Annotated in this window: 6 protein-coding genes and 1 pseudogene; all 7 read left to right on the top strand. The window is 39.4% G+C overall.

Annotated features, from left to right (window positions below; genetic code table 11):
• On the top strand, positions 1–4,688 hold a 4,688-nt coding region (locus tag JCM10596_RS21525), incomplete at its 5' end, for a non-ribosomal peptide synthetase (RefSeq protein WP_025028876.1).
• A 45-nt stretch (positions 4,689–4,733) separates the two neighbouring features.
• Positions 4,734–6,011, top strand: coding sequence for a diaminobutyrate--2-oxoglutarate transaminase (gene ectB, locus JCM10596_RS21530; protein WP_025028877.1), 1,278 nt, complete (start codon positions 4,734–4,736; stop codon positions 6,009–6,011).
• 107 nt (positions 6,012–6,118) lie between these two features.
• Positions 6,119–7,906 carry an ABC transporter ATP-binding protein gene (locus JCM10596_RS21535; protein ID WP_025028878.1) on the top strand — a complete coding sequence of 596 codons (1,788 nt, stop codon included), beginning with the start codon at positions 6,119–6,121 and terminating at the stop codon, positions 7,904–7,906.
• Positions 7,907–7,929: 23 nt separating this feature from the next.
• Positions 7,930–9,660, top strand: coding sequence for an ABC transporter ATP-binding protein (locus JCM10596_RS21540; RefSeq protein WP_234410605.1), 1,731 nt, complete (start codon positions 7,930–7,932; stop codon positions 9,658–9,660).
• 609 nt (positions 9,661–10,269) lie between these two features.
• Positions 10,270–12,992, top strand: a pseudogene (locus JCM10596_RS30625) (amino acid adenylation domain-containing protein); the annotation flags it as partial.
• Between the two features lie 96 nt (positions 12,993–13,088).
• Complete coding sequence (locus JCM10596_RS31545; RefSeq protein WP_369345683.1) at positions 13,089–13,832, top strand: condensation domain-containing protein; 744 nt, start codon at positions 13,089–13,091, stop codon at positions 13,830–13,832.
• The coding region (locus tag JCM10596_RS30985; RefSeq protein ID WP_025028880.1) for a condensation domain-containing protein at positions 13,829–16,487 on the top strand (2,659 nt) is incomplete at its 3' end. The genes JCM10596_RS31545 and JCM10596_RS30985, both read left to right, overlap by 4 nt.

The following is a 16,487-nucleotide window of genomic DNA, read 5'->3' on the forward strand; positions in this document are numbered from 1 at the left end:
CCTATTGGCAGAAGATCACACAGATCGAAACCCAGCCGTTACCGAAAGACCATCTGCACCAGCAGGTCTTGGCTGGCGCCAGTGAATCCATCACTGTACAGTGGAATCGCGAGGAAACAGAACAGTTACTCAAGCAGGTTCCTCGTGCGTATAACACGGAAGTGAACGATATCCTGCTTACCGCTTTAGGCATGGCGCTTCACAGCTGGAGTGGCTTATCCCAAGTGAAGATCAATCTTGAAGGACATGGACGAGAAGAAATCCTGCCTGAGCTAGATATCACGCGTACGGTTGGATGGTTTACCAGTCAATATCCCGTCTTGTTGGAAATCGAAGAAGGAAAGCATCTGGGCTACCAGATTAAGAGCGTGAAGGAAGCACTTCGTCAGATTCCAAACAAAGGAATTGGCTATGGCATTTGGCGTTACTTGTCGCGCCATGCCGAAGGGATGGAATGGGGAGTAGAGCCAGAGATCAGTTTCAATTATTTGGGTCAATTTGATCAGGATATTCAGGCAGAGGAGGGTTCTCCTTATTCTACGGGAGCGACCAGCAGTGACAAGCACTTGCGTAGTTATGCCTTAGATCTGAATGGCATGGTCTCCGAGGGAGAGCTGATGCTAGATATTAGCTACAGTCCTTTAGAATACCACAGAGGAACGATTGAGAAGCTGGCTCAATGTCTGAAGGAAAGCCTTCAAGCCATCATCACTCATTGTATAACCAAAGAAAAGACAGAGTTAACACCAAGCGATGTTTTATTGAAAGGGCTCACCATCGAAGAAGTAGAGCAGATTGTCGAACAAACCAAAGCCATTGGTGAGATTGAGAATATCTACAGACTTACTCCGATGCAGAAGGGAATGCTGTTCCACAGCCAAATGGACCCGCAATCTGGTGCCTATTTCGATCAGTTGGTGTTTACGATGAGAGGACATCTTAGCGTTGATTTATTTAGAAAAAGTTTCCATACATTAATGCAACGTCATGCTGTATTACGAACAAATTTTTATAGTAGCTGGAGAGAGGAACCATTTCAAATCGTCTATCGGAAAAAGAATTCTGATTTCTACTTTGAAGATTTATGTCAAATGTCAGAAGATGAATCTGCTAAATATACTCAACACTTTATAGAAGAAGACAAGAAAAAAGGATTTGCTTTAGAGCAGGATGCTCTTATGCGTTTATCTATTTTAAGGGTAAAAGAACGTGAATATACGTTTATTTGGAGTTCACATCATATTCTCATGGATGGCTGGTGCATGCCGATTCTCACAAAAGAATTATTTGAAATGTATTTTGCCTACCAAAATCAACAAGAGCCGAATCTAGAAATGATTCCTTCCTACAGTGCTTACATTGAATGGTTAGAGAAACAGGATAACCAAATCGCAGCGAACTACTGGAAGGAGTATCTAGCAAATTATGAACAACAAACCTTATTGCCACAAAGAAAACAGCAGAAAACAACGGAGGGCTATGTATCAGAGAAGGTAAGCTTTGACTTAGGGAAAAGCCTTACAGAACGAATCGACCAAGTGACTAAGCAATATCAAGTGACAATGAATACCTTGATTCAAGCTGCATGGGGAGTTCTTTTGCAGAAATATAACAATGCTGACGATGTAGTCTTTGGAAGTGTGGTATCTGGAAGACCAGCAGAAATACCAGGAATTGAAAAGATGATTGGCTTGTTTATTAATACGATTCCAGTTCGTATTCATGGCAGTGCAGAGGAAGCTTTTGACGATCTAATGAGAAGAGTTCAAGCACAGGCAATTGCTTCTCAGGAATACGATTATTACCCGCTGTATGAAATTCAAGCACAAACAGAGCAAAAGCAAAACCTAATCAATCATATTCTGGTCTTTGAAAACTTCCCAGTAGAAGAAGAAATGGAGCATCAAGCAGATCAATGGAGTGCAACTGATGAAGAGGAGCTAGATATTACAGATGCAAGTGCAGTGGAGCAAACCAATTATGATTTTAACGTCACTGTCATTCCTGGCAATGAGATTAGAATTCGAATCGAGTACAACTCATTGGTTTATGATGCACAGATCCTTAATCAGATACAAAATCATTTCATACATCTCTTAGAGCAGATCGCTAATGACCCACAGATTTCCATAAAAGCATTGGCTCCTGTAACGGATGCGGAAGAGAACCAGCTTATAGAAGTCTTTAATAATACAGCTACAGACTATCCTAGAGAGCAAACACTTCATCAGTTATTTGAGGAACAGGTAAAACGTACACCAGAAGCTGTAGCAGTATCCTTTGGCAATGAGCAGTTGAGCTATACAGAATTAAATGCAAGGGCGAATCAATTAGCACACCGTCTACAGGCTGAGGGAGTTCAAACCGAAAGCTTGGTTGGTATCTTAGTGGAAAGATCAATAGAAACAGTAGTAGGAATCCTAGCGATTTTGAAGGCTGGGGGTGCTTACGTTCCGATTGATCCTAGCTATCCAGTAGAACGTATGGAATATATCTTACAAGATAGTGGAGCTCGTTGGCTTTTAATTCAAGGAACAGAAAGCGTACCGTTTCCGTTTCAAGGTACGATCCTTCACTTATCGGCAGAAGAAAGCTATAGTCCCAACAAGGAAAATGTATACTCCAGCACAGCTTGGAACGATTTAGCCTATATCATTTACACATCTGGTTCAACTGGTCAGCCTAAAGGAACCTTAATTACTCATCGCAATGTAATACGTGTTGTTAAGCAGACCAATTATATCGATATTGAACAAGCGGATAGAGTCCTACAGTTATCCAGCTTCGCTTTTGATGGTTCGACTTTTGATTTATATGGCAGTCTATTGAATGGAGCCCGCCTTGTTCTCATCAAGAAAGAAGCGCTTCTACATATGGAGAGCCTTGCTCAGATCATTGAAGAAGAGAATATTAGCTTGTTTTTCATCACTACAGCTCTCTTTAATGCTCTTGTAGATCAGGATCCATCCTGCCTTAAAGGTGTTAAAAACATTTTGTTTGGTGGAGAGAAGGTTTCTGTTTCCCATGTGCGACGTGCGTTAGAAACGGTTGGAAAAGGAAAGCTGATTCATGTATACGGTCCAACAGAAAGCACCGTATTTGCCACAGCTTACCCTATCCATGAGCTTCATGAACACGTAGAAACAATTCCAATAGGGTATCCAATCAGTCAGACTGAAGTTTATATCCTTGATCGTCATCATCAATTACAGCCAATCGGAGTCCCAGGGGAAATATGTATTGCTGGAGATGGTCTGGCGAGAGGATACTTACACCAATCAGAGCTAACAGCAGAAAAATTTATAGCTCATCCTTTCAAAGAAGGTGAGATCCTCTATAAAACGGGTGATCTAGCAAAATGGTTACCGGATGGCAGTATTGAGTATATTGATCGAATGGATCATCAGGTAAAAATACGCGGATTTAGGATTGAACTAGGAGAAATCAATCATCGAATATCCCAAATCAACGGAATGAAAGAATCGATCGTGATCGCTAAACAAAATGAAAAGGGAAGCACGAATTTATGTGCTTACTATGTTGCCACTGAAGAATGGGAGGGAAGTTTCCTTCGCCAAATGCTAGCAAAAGAACTACCAAATTACATGATTCCAAGTTATTTTGTTCAATTGGAACAAATGCCGTTAACACCGAATGGCAAAATAGATCGTAAAGCATTACCAGAGCCAGAGGAAAGCATGATCACTCGTCAGGAATATGTAGCACCACGAACGGAAGAAGAGAAGATCCTAACAGAAATATGGAAGGAAGTATTGGGAATTCAGAGCATTGGAGTAAAAGATGATTTCTTTGACCTTGGTGGGCATTCGCTGAAGATGATGCAATTGGTTCATTTAATACGTTCACATATGAATATCGAGGTTCCACTGAATAAGTTATTTGAACTTTCAACCTTAGAAGAAATGGCGCAAATCGTAGTAAAAATGAAGTTTGAAACAGGCGAGCATCAGGCGGTTACTAAACTAAATCATGAAGGTCCACTAAATGTGTTTTGTTTTCCACCGGGATTAGGCTATGGTGTGGCGTTTTATGAAATCGCCCAGCATCTAGATAAGCATTGTGTATTATACGGTCTAGATTTTATTGATGACGCCGAAGATCATGAAAAAATGCTTACACAGTATGTCGACACTATTGTCGGTATCCAAGAGCAATCTCCTTATGTATTGATGGGGTATTCCTTAGGAGGGAATTTAGCATTTGAAGTGGCGAAAGTGATGGAGTCAAGAGGGCTTGTCGTTTCTGATATTTTCATTATTGATGCAGAAAAAAGAAATCATTTAACAGAAATCTCTCCTGTTCAAATGGAAGAACAAGTCCAGTATTTGCTAGAAGATGTGGCAGAAAACATGATTGAGTCCGTCAGAAAAAAAATTCATGCGTACATGATGTATAACAATCAACTCATCAACACGGGCGTTATTCAAGCTAATATTCATGCCCTAGTAGCAGATGGAGTACAGATAGAAAATCCTGAGGAAAGCGATGTTCTATTATGGAGAAGCTCTACCGTTCAGCAAGCCACTGAATATGAAATCAGGGGAGAGCATGATGAAGTTTTTGAATCTCCTTATATAGAAGAAAATGCTAGGATTATTCAACGTATCGTTAAAAAGATCATTGAAAAACAAAGCTCGCTGATTGATGAAAGGGTATTATCGCGCTAAGTAAGGATTGTTTTTTATAACTAATCAAAGGAATGGTGAAGAAAAATGAAAATTTTCGAAACAATGGAATCTAATGTTCGTTCTTATTGCAGATCCTTTACAGATACTTTTGCACGTGGGAAAAACTCTACTCTCTTTGCCGATACGGGGAAATCGTTTATCGATTTCTTCGCCGGTGCAGGAGCACTGAATTATGGACACAACAATGATTACATTAAGAAAAAAATAGTAGAGTATATTGAGGCAGATGGTCTATCTCATGGCTTGGATATGTATACCTCAGCGAAGGAAGAGTTTTTATCCACCTTTTCCGAATTGATTTTAAAACCTCGTCAATTGGATTATAAAGTCCAATTTTGCGGACCGACCGGCGCTAATGCGGTAGAAGCCGCATTAAAGCTAGCTAGAAGAGTGAAAGGAAGAAATACTATTTTTGCTTTCACTGGAGGGTTTCATGGAATGTCATTAGGAAGCTTGGCAGCTTCGAGTAATCGCTATTTCCGTGAGGCAGCAGGAACAGGACTCCATGATGTTGTCTTTATGCCGTTTCCTGCGGGATTTATGGATTCTATCGATACTATTGAATATATGGAAAAAGTACTAACAGATGGTCATTCAGGTGTTGAAAAACCTGCCGCTATCATCTTTGAAACTGTCCAAGCAGAAGGTGGAGTGAATATTGCTCCGATTGAATGGATGCAGCGTCTGAGAGATTTATGTGACCGACATGATATTTTGTTACTATGTGATGAAATTCAAACTGGTTGCGGCAGAACAGGTCCTTTTCTCTCTTTCGAAAGAGCAGGAATCACTCCTGATTTAGTGGTATTGTCTAAATCGATTAGTGGTTATGGGTTACCTATGTCCATTGTCTTAATGAAGCCTGAAATAGATATTTGGCGTCCAGCAGAGCACACCGGTACCTTCCGTGGCAATCAGTTAGCATTCGTTGGAGCTGTGGCTGCTCTGCACTATCGAGAAGAGGTGCAATTAGAAGAAGAGGTACAACAAAAAGCGAAATTTATTGAAGAGTTTCTTGATAAGCAAGTTGCACCTATAAGTGAAAAGATAGAGATTCGTGGAATGGGATTCCTCTGGGGAATTGATGTTTCTAAGACCGAAAATAGAAAGCTTGCAGGGGATATTACGTCACTTTGCTATCAAAACGGACTGATTATAGAAAGAGTGGGACGTAATGATGATGTGATCAAAATTATGCCTCCGCTTACTATCACTATGGCTGAGCTTGAAGAAGGATGCGTAATATTACAACAAGCGATACAAAAAAGTTTTCAGGATCAAGCACTAGAAGTAAGTGTGTAAAATATCTTCTTTAAAAATAGACGTAATCATTTATGTAGCACGGTGATATGTGACAGTTATAGCACAAAAGCTATAACTGTCACCCTCTAAAGGAGGAAAGAAGAGCAGTGACAAAGAACCAAAAGACAAAGTTACAACGTTGGAAATCAGATTTCTGGATGATAGCCTATCTAAAGCCCTACAGAGGGTGGATCATCATTGGCATTCTATCTACTTTAACCATTGCTTGTTTAGAAATTGGAATAGGATTATTTATTGAACAATTAACTGACTATGCAGTAGCAGGGGACTACGAACATGTTCTAAAAACATCTGGATGGCTGCTTCTTTCCATTCTTATCGGTTTTGCGGGGAAATATCTTATGGAATATACACCAGCTAGAACCAGTGCCCTTGCTACAAAAGATATTAGAAACCGTATCGTTCAGCATATTGGCAAGCTGCCTATCTCTTCAATTGAGAAACAACATTCTGGTGACATTGTTTCTAGAATAACAAATGATTTACATATTATAGATGAGTTTATCAAAAAACAGTTTATGAAGTGGTTCTATCAACCGGTGGTTTTTTTCGGAGCCTTTATCTATTTACTAACCATCAACTGGAAATTGCTTGTGTTTAGTATTCTATTAATTCCTTTTGGAATGGTTGTATCTCACTGGGTAGCTAAACCATTGGAAAAGCTTGCTGATGAGGCACAGCTTCATATGGGGAAAACAAATGCCGTCCTACAAGACACATTAGGAGGAATCGCGTTAGTTAAGGCCTATCAGCTACAGGATAACTTCCTAGGCTCCTACCGTTCCTTTCTTCATATGGAGATTCAAAAAAAACTACAGATGGAAAAAAGAGAACTTCTGATTTTACCTATTATGTTTTCGATTATGTATAGCCCCATCATATTTAGTATCGTATTCGGTAGCTACTTAATCTCTACTGGAAGCTTGGATGCAGCTGGATTAGTTGTCTTTGTTTATTTAATCTTTCTTGTTATAGAACCAATTTCGGAGATTCCCGACATGATCACTCAGCTTTTTGCTGTCAAGGGAGCCTCTAAAAGAATAGCTGAAGTGTTGAATCAGCCTGTCGAACAACAGCGTGATGTACAAATGAAGGTAAATTCTAAGGTAGACCCCATTCAATTTAACCATGTTCGTTTTTCTTACCAGGAAGGAACAGCACCTGTCATTAAGGATCTTCATGGGAGTGTGCATGAAGGAGAAACGATCGCTTTAGTCGGGGCGAGTGGTGGAGGGAAAAGCACGATATTTAAACTTCTTTGTGGTTTCTACCCTATGAAAACAGGGGAAGGAGATATTACTATATTTGGTCAATCCATAAGAGATTGGAACTTGGATCAATTAAGGTCTAGCCTATCTCTCGTGACACAAGATTCCTATCTATTTGCCGGTTCCATCTACGATAATATTGCTTATGGACGTGAAGGGGCAACAAAGGAGGAAGTAATCGAGGTGGCAAAGATCGCCAATGCCCATTCTTTTATCCTTGATCTTCCAGAGGGATATCAAACCGAAGTAGGAGAGAGAGGCGCTGGTTTATCTGGTGGACAACGCCAGCGTATTGCCATCGCACGTGCCTTATTGAAAGATGCACCCATTCTACTGCTGGACGAACCCACGTCAGCATTGGATACGGAATCAGAGCTCGTTGTTCAAGAAGCCCTCACTACTCTTATGAAAGAAAGAACCACCCTTGTTATTGCCCATCGCTTAACAACGATCCAGAATGCAGATCAGATTTGGGTGCTGGATGACGGGAAGGTGGTCGAAGCAGGAAATCACACATCATTATTAGAGCAAAAAGGACTCTACGCAAGACTATACTACAAGCAATTTGAAGATGCTTATTTGGATAAGGGGCTGGTGAGACAATGAGATTCAGTGAATTCAAAACCTATATGATAGAACTATACCAATTGCTGAATTTTATAAACTCAAAGAATAAGAAACCCTATTTCTTGGGTATTCTCTTCTCTAGTATTCTTCTTGCTCTTTTTCCACTCACTTTTGCTATGGTCATGAAATATTTAGGAAACTTCGCCGATTCGGGGGAGAGTTCATTGATGATCAAAGGAATCATACTAATGGTAGCTGCTATTTTGCTCATCAGTTTATTCCTTCCAGTGGCACAGCTTTTTTATGTGCGAAGTGTATTATTTACTATGCAAGAGGTTCGAGAAAAACTGTTTGCAAAAATAACAAAACTACCTCTTTCCTACATTGAACAACATCATAGTGGTGATTTGCTATCTAGAATGAATAATGATGTTACTGCTTTAGAAGAAACCTTCAAAGATCATTATCAATCACTATTGGTCAAACTTTGCACCGGATCAGGTGCCTTGTTGATTATGTTTTTTACTCATTGGAAATTTACCTGCATAGTACTAGCAACAATATTTGTTGCACTTTACATAAATCTTAGGTTTACCCAACAGATTCGAAATATCAATAATCGTATTCAGATGGGTTTAGGTAAAATGACAGGTAAATTTTCTGATTTATATGCAGGGCTTCAGTTGATTAAAATGTTTCATATCAAACAAATTGATCAACAATATCAAGCCCTTAATCAAGACACTGCTTCCCGTTATATGCAGCTAGGTCAAAAAAAGGGAAAGGTTGAATCAATCAATTTTTTAATGAGTTATTCTGTTTTTGCAGGGATCATAATCTATGGAATGATCCTATTCTCTTCGAGGGAAATAGAGCTTGGGACCGTGTTGAATTTAATGGTCCTGCAAATGATGGTCACTCAGGTCTTCTTGGAGATAGGAAGTACATTTTCATGGATTCAAACTTCACTAGCAGGAGCCCATCGAATTAAGGAATTGCTGAATGAGCAGGAAGAACCGGAAAGGTTGGGCAGGTCAGAGCAAATAACTCCTTCTGAAGCTGCCCTGGAGCTTCGACAGCTTACTTTTTCCTACCATAGAGATGATCCTGTGCTCATCAATTTAACTATGAAAATACCACCTGAGCAGGTCATAGCAATTGTAGGAGCAAGCGGAAGCGGTAAAAGTACATTGATGAAATTGCTTCTCGGTTTTTATCCTATAGAGAAAGGCGAAATCTTTGTACAAGGGAAATCATTTGCACAGTTACCTTTGCAAGAGCTTCGCAAGATGATTGCCTATGTCCCGCAAGACGCCTATCTGTTTACTGGAACGATTGAACAAAATATTCAACATGGGAATCCTGAAGCAACCAAAGAAGCCGTTATAAAGGCTGCTCAAGACGCATTTGCTCATGACTTTATCACACAGCTAACAGATGGTTATCAGACCCTCCTTGGAGAACGAGGTGTCACGTTGTCAGGCGGACAGCGGCAGCGAATTGCCATTGCTAGAGCGTTACTAAGGAATGCACCCATCCTTCTATTAGATGAGGCAACCTCCGCCTTAGACAATGAATCCGAATATTGGGTACAGCAAGCCCTTGAACGTTTAATGCAGGGACGTACAACTGTGATCATAGCCCATCGCTTATCAACAATAGAAAAGGCAGATCAAATCTATGTAATGGATCAAGGGGAAATCGTAGAGCAAGGAACTCATCGAGAATTGTTAGAATTAAAAGGCAACTATGCAAAATTGTATGAAGGGCAAGTTCATATGGATTCAGCATAGAATGAAAGATATAAAATCAGCTTTATATACCTTTATAGTAGACTCAATCAAAAGACCTAAAAACTCATTTGTTTTTAGGTCTTTTTATAGGTGGGAGGATAGACTCATTTTGTATTTTTAAAGAAATTTAGTCTTTTATTCCTACTAATTCTTATGATTTGAAAAGATGAAAGTGAAAAAATACCTATCAAAATAACGTTATAAATGGAAAACTATGATATTATAACATTTTTTTCTTGATTGCTTCTTGAAACCATTGTATATATAGGGCAATGGTAAAATAGAACTGTTTATTTTAAGGTAAATAAGTCATAACTAATTGTGAATTAATGTCATAATATGCAAAAAGAATAACTGTATAAACTCGTTAACCTGTTGTAAACAATGTTAAATTATTGTAAAACTGTATACAAAAACACCTCAAGAATTGATATAATACTTTTGATAGATACAATTATTTACTGGGAGAATTGTAGAAATATGTCTAAGAAACTGATATGATTGATTCCTTAGTAGTGCAAAATACTTATTTAGGTGGGAGGATATAAAGTGAGTAAAGAAGAGATGAAACTATTTCCTTTAACGCAAGCACAAAGGCGAATATTGTATATGGAACTACTATATCCCAATACTACGGTGTCCACAATTGCAGGATCCTTAATACTTCAAGGAAGTGTTGACCCTAATGCTTTGCAAAAAGCGATTCATCGTGTGATTGAAGAAAATGATATATTTCGCCTAAAGTTTATCACTAGAGACGGGGAACCCAGACAGTGGTTCGATGAAAATAAAGAGAGAATAAAACGAGAGTTTGAGTATATAAAATATCAATCGATTTCTGAGGCTGAAGCTGCCTTAAAACAATTTGCTGAAGAACCTATAAGCCATCTTGATCCACAGTTGTATCAGTTTAACATCTTTAATATCAATGAAACCGAGCATTGGGTAAATCTGAAGTTTAATCATATGATTTGTGATGGGGTAGCTGCTCACCATGTTTGTAATTTCATTACGCAACACTATATCGAATTGATTAATGGTGAAGAATCTCCTCTCCAAGAAAAAAGCTCATATAAAGATTATATTTATGCAGAACAGGAATATGAAAGCTCGGAGCGTTATCAAAAGGATAAGAACTATTGGGTTGAGAAGTTTTCGACCATTCCTGAAGTGATTAATATTAAACCGTATCCTCCTTACACTGTGAGTGCTGATGCCAAAAGGATGAACATGACAATAGGTTCAGAGCGCTATCATCAGTTAAATACATTTTGTCAACAACATAAAATTAGTCTTTATACGCTCTTCTTAACCTCATTATACGTATACATACATAAAGTAACTCGGACTCTGGATATTCCAGTAGGAACTGTGTTTGCCAATAGGACATCAAGGCAAGAGAAAGAATGTCTAGGAATGTTTGTTAGCACAGTAGCAACCCGTTTATTAATAGATCCTGATCAGGATTTACTTACATTTATACATAATGTATCAAAAGAACAAAAAAACATATTACGACATCAGAAATATCCCTATAACAAGTTAATAGATGACCTAAGAGAAATTGACCCTAAGAGTGATACCCAGCAGCTTTTCAGTATTTCTATCGATTACCAACCCATTAGATGGACAAACTATGACGATCTTCTTGTTCAGCATCGAAGCTATTTTTGTGGACATGAAGTAGATGATATTGTTTTTCGAATAGAAGATTTGATAGATGATCAAGAAATTGTGCTTTCTCTTGTTTATCGCGTGGAGTTATTTGAAGAGGAAGAAATGTCCCGAATGATGGATCAGCTTCAAATCATCGTTGATCAGATCATGAACAATCCTCAGCAAAATGTACGTGAATTATCTATCTTGGATGATAGAGAAAAGGATCAAATCTTAAACCAGTTCAACGGAAGAAAAATGGAGCTTCCACTAGAAAAGACCATTCAGCAGATGTTTGAAGAACAAGTTGAAAGAACGCCTGATGCAATAGCTGTTGTATATCAAAATCAAGAGTTAACATATAGCGAATTAAATCAGCGGGCTAATCAATTAGCTCGAACCATACGTACTAAAGGAATTGAGCCAGACCAACTAGTAGGAATTATGACGCATCGTTCGTTAGAATGATCGTTGGAATTTTAGGGATTCTAAAAGCAGGCGCAGCTTATGTACCGATTGATCCAGAATATCCTGAGGAAAGAATTCGTTATTTGTTGAAGGATTCGGGAGCAAAAATCTTATTGCTACAGCAAGAATTGATAGAACGAGTGGAGTTTAATGGGTTTCACGTATTACTTGACGATGAAGATTCTTATGCAGATGATGGTTCTAATCTTGAACCGATTACTACTGTACAACATTTAGCCTATGTGATTTATACTTCAGGGACGACAGGTAGACCAAAAGGAGTTTTGATTGAACATGCTCAAGTAGTTTCCATGGCTAGTGCCTGGAAAGAAGATTATCATCTTCACGAACCAGGTATTTGTTGGCTACAATGGGCTAGTTTTTCCTTTGACGTCTTTACAGGGGACTATGTTCGTGCACTTCTGCATGGTGGAAAATTAGTGATTTGTCCAAGTCAAACTAGATTAGATTTCGTTCGAATGACTGAAATGATACAACAGCATCAAATTGAAATATTTGAATCCACACCAGCCTTTGTTATTCCACTGATGGATTATATTTATGAAAATCAAATAGACATCTGTTCGTTAAAAACATTAATTTTAGGCTCAGATCAATGTTCTACTGAAGCCTTTAACTCCTTAATTCAGCGATTTGGCTCGCAAATGAGGATTTTAAACAGTTATGGAGTGACAGAGGCCTGCATTGATTCTTGTTATTTTGAATCGGACACAATTCTTTCTACACGTATTCTTCCTATAGGAAAGCCGCTGCCAAACGTGAGGATGTATATCCTAGACGAAGATCGTTTTGTTCAACCAATAGGGGTAGCTGGAGAGTTATTTATCGGTGGTAAGGGTGTAGGAAGAGGATATTTGAATCGACCTGAACTTAGCGCTGAAAAATTTGTTGAAAATCCATTTATCTCTAGTGAACGTATGTATCGAACAGGGGATTCAGCACGTTGGCTACCAGATGGAAACTTAGAGTTTCTAGGACGAATTGACGATCAAGTAAAAGTGCGTGGATACCGAATTGAACTTGGAGAGATCGAATCCCAATTAGCAAAATTAGAACTCATCAAAGAAGGAGTTGTCGTTGCTAGGGAAGATGAAACTGGGCAAAAACAACTGTGCGCTTATTATGTAGCAGATCATGTATTGGACATCAATGAAATAAAATTATCTTTATCTCAGGAATTACCTAGTTATATGGTCCCATCCTATTTTATTCAATTAGAGAAGTTACCATTAACACCAAACGGGAAAATTGATCGAAAATCTTTACCTAAACCAGATGGCAAAATGACTGTTGAGATCGAATATGTAGCTCCTCGTACGGAAGTGGAGCAGATTCTCGCTTCGATTTGGCAGGGAGTATTGGGAGTGGGAAAAGTTGGTAGAATGGATCACTTCTTTGAACTAGGTGGAGACTCAATTAAATCGATCCAAATTTCCTCTCGCTTGTATCAGGTGGGCTACAAGCTAGAAATGAAGGATCTATTCAAATACCCGACCATCGCCTCACTGAGTCCTTATGTACAAGCCATCGGCAGAACGATTGATCAAGGAGAAGTGACGGGAGTTGCCAAGTTAACGCCAATTCAGCATTGGTTTTTTGAGCAAGAATGGGAGGAGAACCATCACTACAACCAAGCCATGATGCTGTATCGAAGAGAAGGCTTTGAGATCGCGACCTTACAGCAGGTGCTCGAAAAGATCGCAGAACACCATGATGCCTTACGTATGGTCTTTCCTCAGACCGAACGCGGCTATGAGGCTTGGAATCGAGGAATTCAGGGAGAAAATCTCTACGAGCTGGAGGTACTAGATTTCAGAGAAGAAACAGAGTGTGCGGAAGCGATTGAAGCCAAGGCGACTCAGATTCAAAGCAGCATTAATCTAAGCGAAGGACCTTTGCTCAAGCTGGGCTTGTTCCAGTGTCAGGATGGCGACCATTTGCTGATCGCGATTCACCATTTGGTGGTTGATGCTGTATCGTGGAGAATTCTGATCGAAGACCTTTCTACTGGCTATGAACAAGCATGAAGGGAGAAGACATTCGACTGCCGAAGAAAACCGATTCCTTCCTGACATGGGCTGAGCAGCTTTCTTCCTATGCAGAGGGGCAAGCGTTAGCGCAGGAAGTAGCCTATTGGCAGAAGATTACACAGATTGAAACTCAGCCTTTACCTAAGGACCATCTGCAGCAGCGGGTCTTGGCTGGTGCCAGTGAATCTATCACTGTACTGTGGAATCGTGAGGAAACAGAACAGTTACTCAAGCAGGTTCCACGTGCTTATAACACGGAAGTGAACGATATCCTGCTTACTGCTTTAGGCTTGGCGCTTCACAGCTGGAGCGGTTTATCCCAAGTGAAGATCAATCTCGAAGGGCATGGGCGTGAAGAAATCCTGCCCGAGCTAGATATCACGCGTACGGTTGGATGGTTTACCAGTGAATATCCCGTATTATTGGAGACCGAAGAAGGAAAGGATCTTGGCTACCAGATTAAGAGTGTGAAGGAAGCACTGCGTCAGATTCCAAACAAAGGAATTGGCTATGGCATTTGGCGTTACTTGTCCCACCATGACGAAGGAATGGAATGGGGCTTGGAGCCAGAGATTAGCTTCAATTATCTTGGTCAATTTGATCAGGATATACAAGAGGAGGGTATGTCTCCTTATTCTATAGGAGCTTCCAACAGTGACAAACATGTTCGTACTTATGCCTTAGATCTTAATGGAATGGTATCCGAAGGAGAACTGAAACTAGACATTAGCTACAGTCCATTAGAATATCAGCGAGAAACGATCGAGAAGCTGGCACAGTGTCTGAAGGAAAGCCTTCAAGAGATTATCAATCATTGTATAACTAAAGAAAAGACAGAATTAACACCAAGCGATGTTTTATTAAAAGGGCTCACCATCGAAGAAGTAGAACAGATCGCTGAACAAACCCAACCCGTTGGTGAGATTGAGAATATTTATAGGCTTACCCCGATGCAAAAGGGGATATTATTCCACAGCGAAATGGACCCTCATTCAGGCGCCTATTTTGACCAATTGATGTTTGTAATGCGAGGACATCTTGTTGTTGAGCAACTCAAACAAAGCCTTAGTGCTTTGATGCAGCGTCATGCTGTTTTACGAACCGGGTTTTACAGTGGTTGGAGAGAAGAACCATTACAAATCGTTTATAAATCTAAGGATGCCGATTTTTATTACAAGGATTTGTCTGAATATAGTGATGGTGAAGCTACTACATACACCAAACGTTTTATAGAAGAAGACAAGAAAAAAGGATTTAACCTAGAGCAAGATGCCCTAGTGCGATTATCTATTTTGCGCGTGAAAGAAAATGAGTACAACTTTATTCTAAGCTCTCATCACATTTTGATTGATGGCTGGTGTATGCCTATACTCATTAAAGAATTATTTGAAATCTATTTTGCTTTCCAGAATCAACAGGTGCCGAACTTAGATACAATTCCTTCCTACAGTGCCTATATTGAGTGGTTAGAAAAACAAGATAACCAAGGAGCAGCTAGCTACTGGAAGGCTTATCTAGAAAATTACGAGCAACAAACTATGTTGCCTCAACAAAAAAATCAAGTAACCAAGGGCGAGTATCAATCTGCAAAAATGAATACAGGCTTAGATAAAGCGTTAACTGGTCGAATCAACCAGATCGCACAACAGAACAAGGTGACCATGAATACTTTGATTCAGGTTGCATGGGGAATCTTATTACAAAAATACAACAATACTGATGATGTCGTTTTTGGTAGTGTCGTTTCTGGAAGACCAGCAGAAGTACCAGGAATTGAAAAAATGATAGGATTGTTCATTAACACAGTACCAGTACGGATTGGTGCTAAAGGAAACGAAACAATTGTTGACCTTATGAACAGAGTGCAAATACAGTATGCAGCTTCACAAGAGTATGATTTTTATCCATTGTTTGAGATTCAAGCACAAACCGAACAAAAGCAAGGTTTGATCAACCATATTATGATTTTTGAAAATTACCCAATAGAAGAAGAAATGGGGCAATTAAATTCTCTTGTAGTTGGAGATTTTGAAATTACAAATATAAATATTGTTGAACAGAGTAACTACGATTTGAACCTTGTTGTTATACCTGGAGAAGCTGTTGAAATACAGTTTGAATACAATGCGCTTGTCTATGGGGATACACATATAGCGAATCTTCAGGGGCATTTTGTTCACCTTTTAGAACAAATAGCGAATAATCCAAGTGCTTTAATAAAAGAACTGGAGCTTAGTACTGCTTCTGAAAAAGAAAGACAGATGAAACTCTTCAATAACACTGAGCTGGAATACCGTGATGATATGACCATTCAGCAATTATTTGAAGAGCAGGTGAACAAAACACCTGATGCCATTGCCGTTGTCTATGAAAATCAGGAGTTAACATATAGCAAACTGAACCAACGAGCGAATCAATTAGCTCATACCCTACGAGCAAAAGGGGTTCAACCCGAGCAGCCTGTAGGCATCATCGCACACCGTTCAGTGGAAATGGTGGTGGGAATCTTAGCGATACTTAAAGCTGGTGGCGCTTATATCCCGATCGATCCAGAATATCCTGAAGAGAGAATCCATTACATTCTCAAGAATTCTAACGCTGAAGTGCTGTTGCTTCAACAAAATGTGCTAGATCAGCTTGATTTCTCAGGAA

This window comes from Caldalkalibacillus mannanilyticus JCM 10596 (assembly GCF_000615945.1).
Lineage (GTDB): Bacteria > Bacillota > Bacilli > Caldalkalibacillales > JCM-10596 > Bacillus_AT > Bacillus_AT mannanilyticus.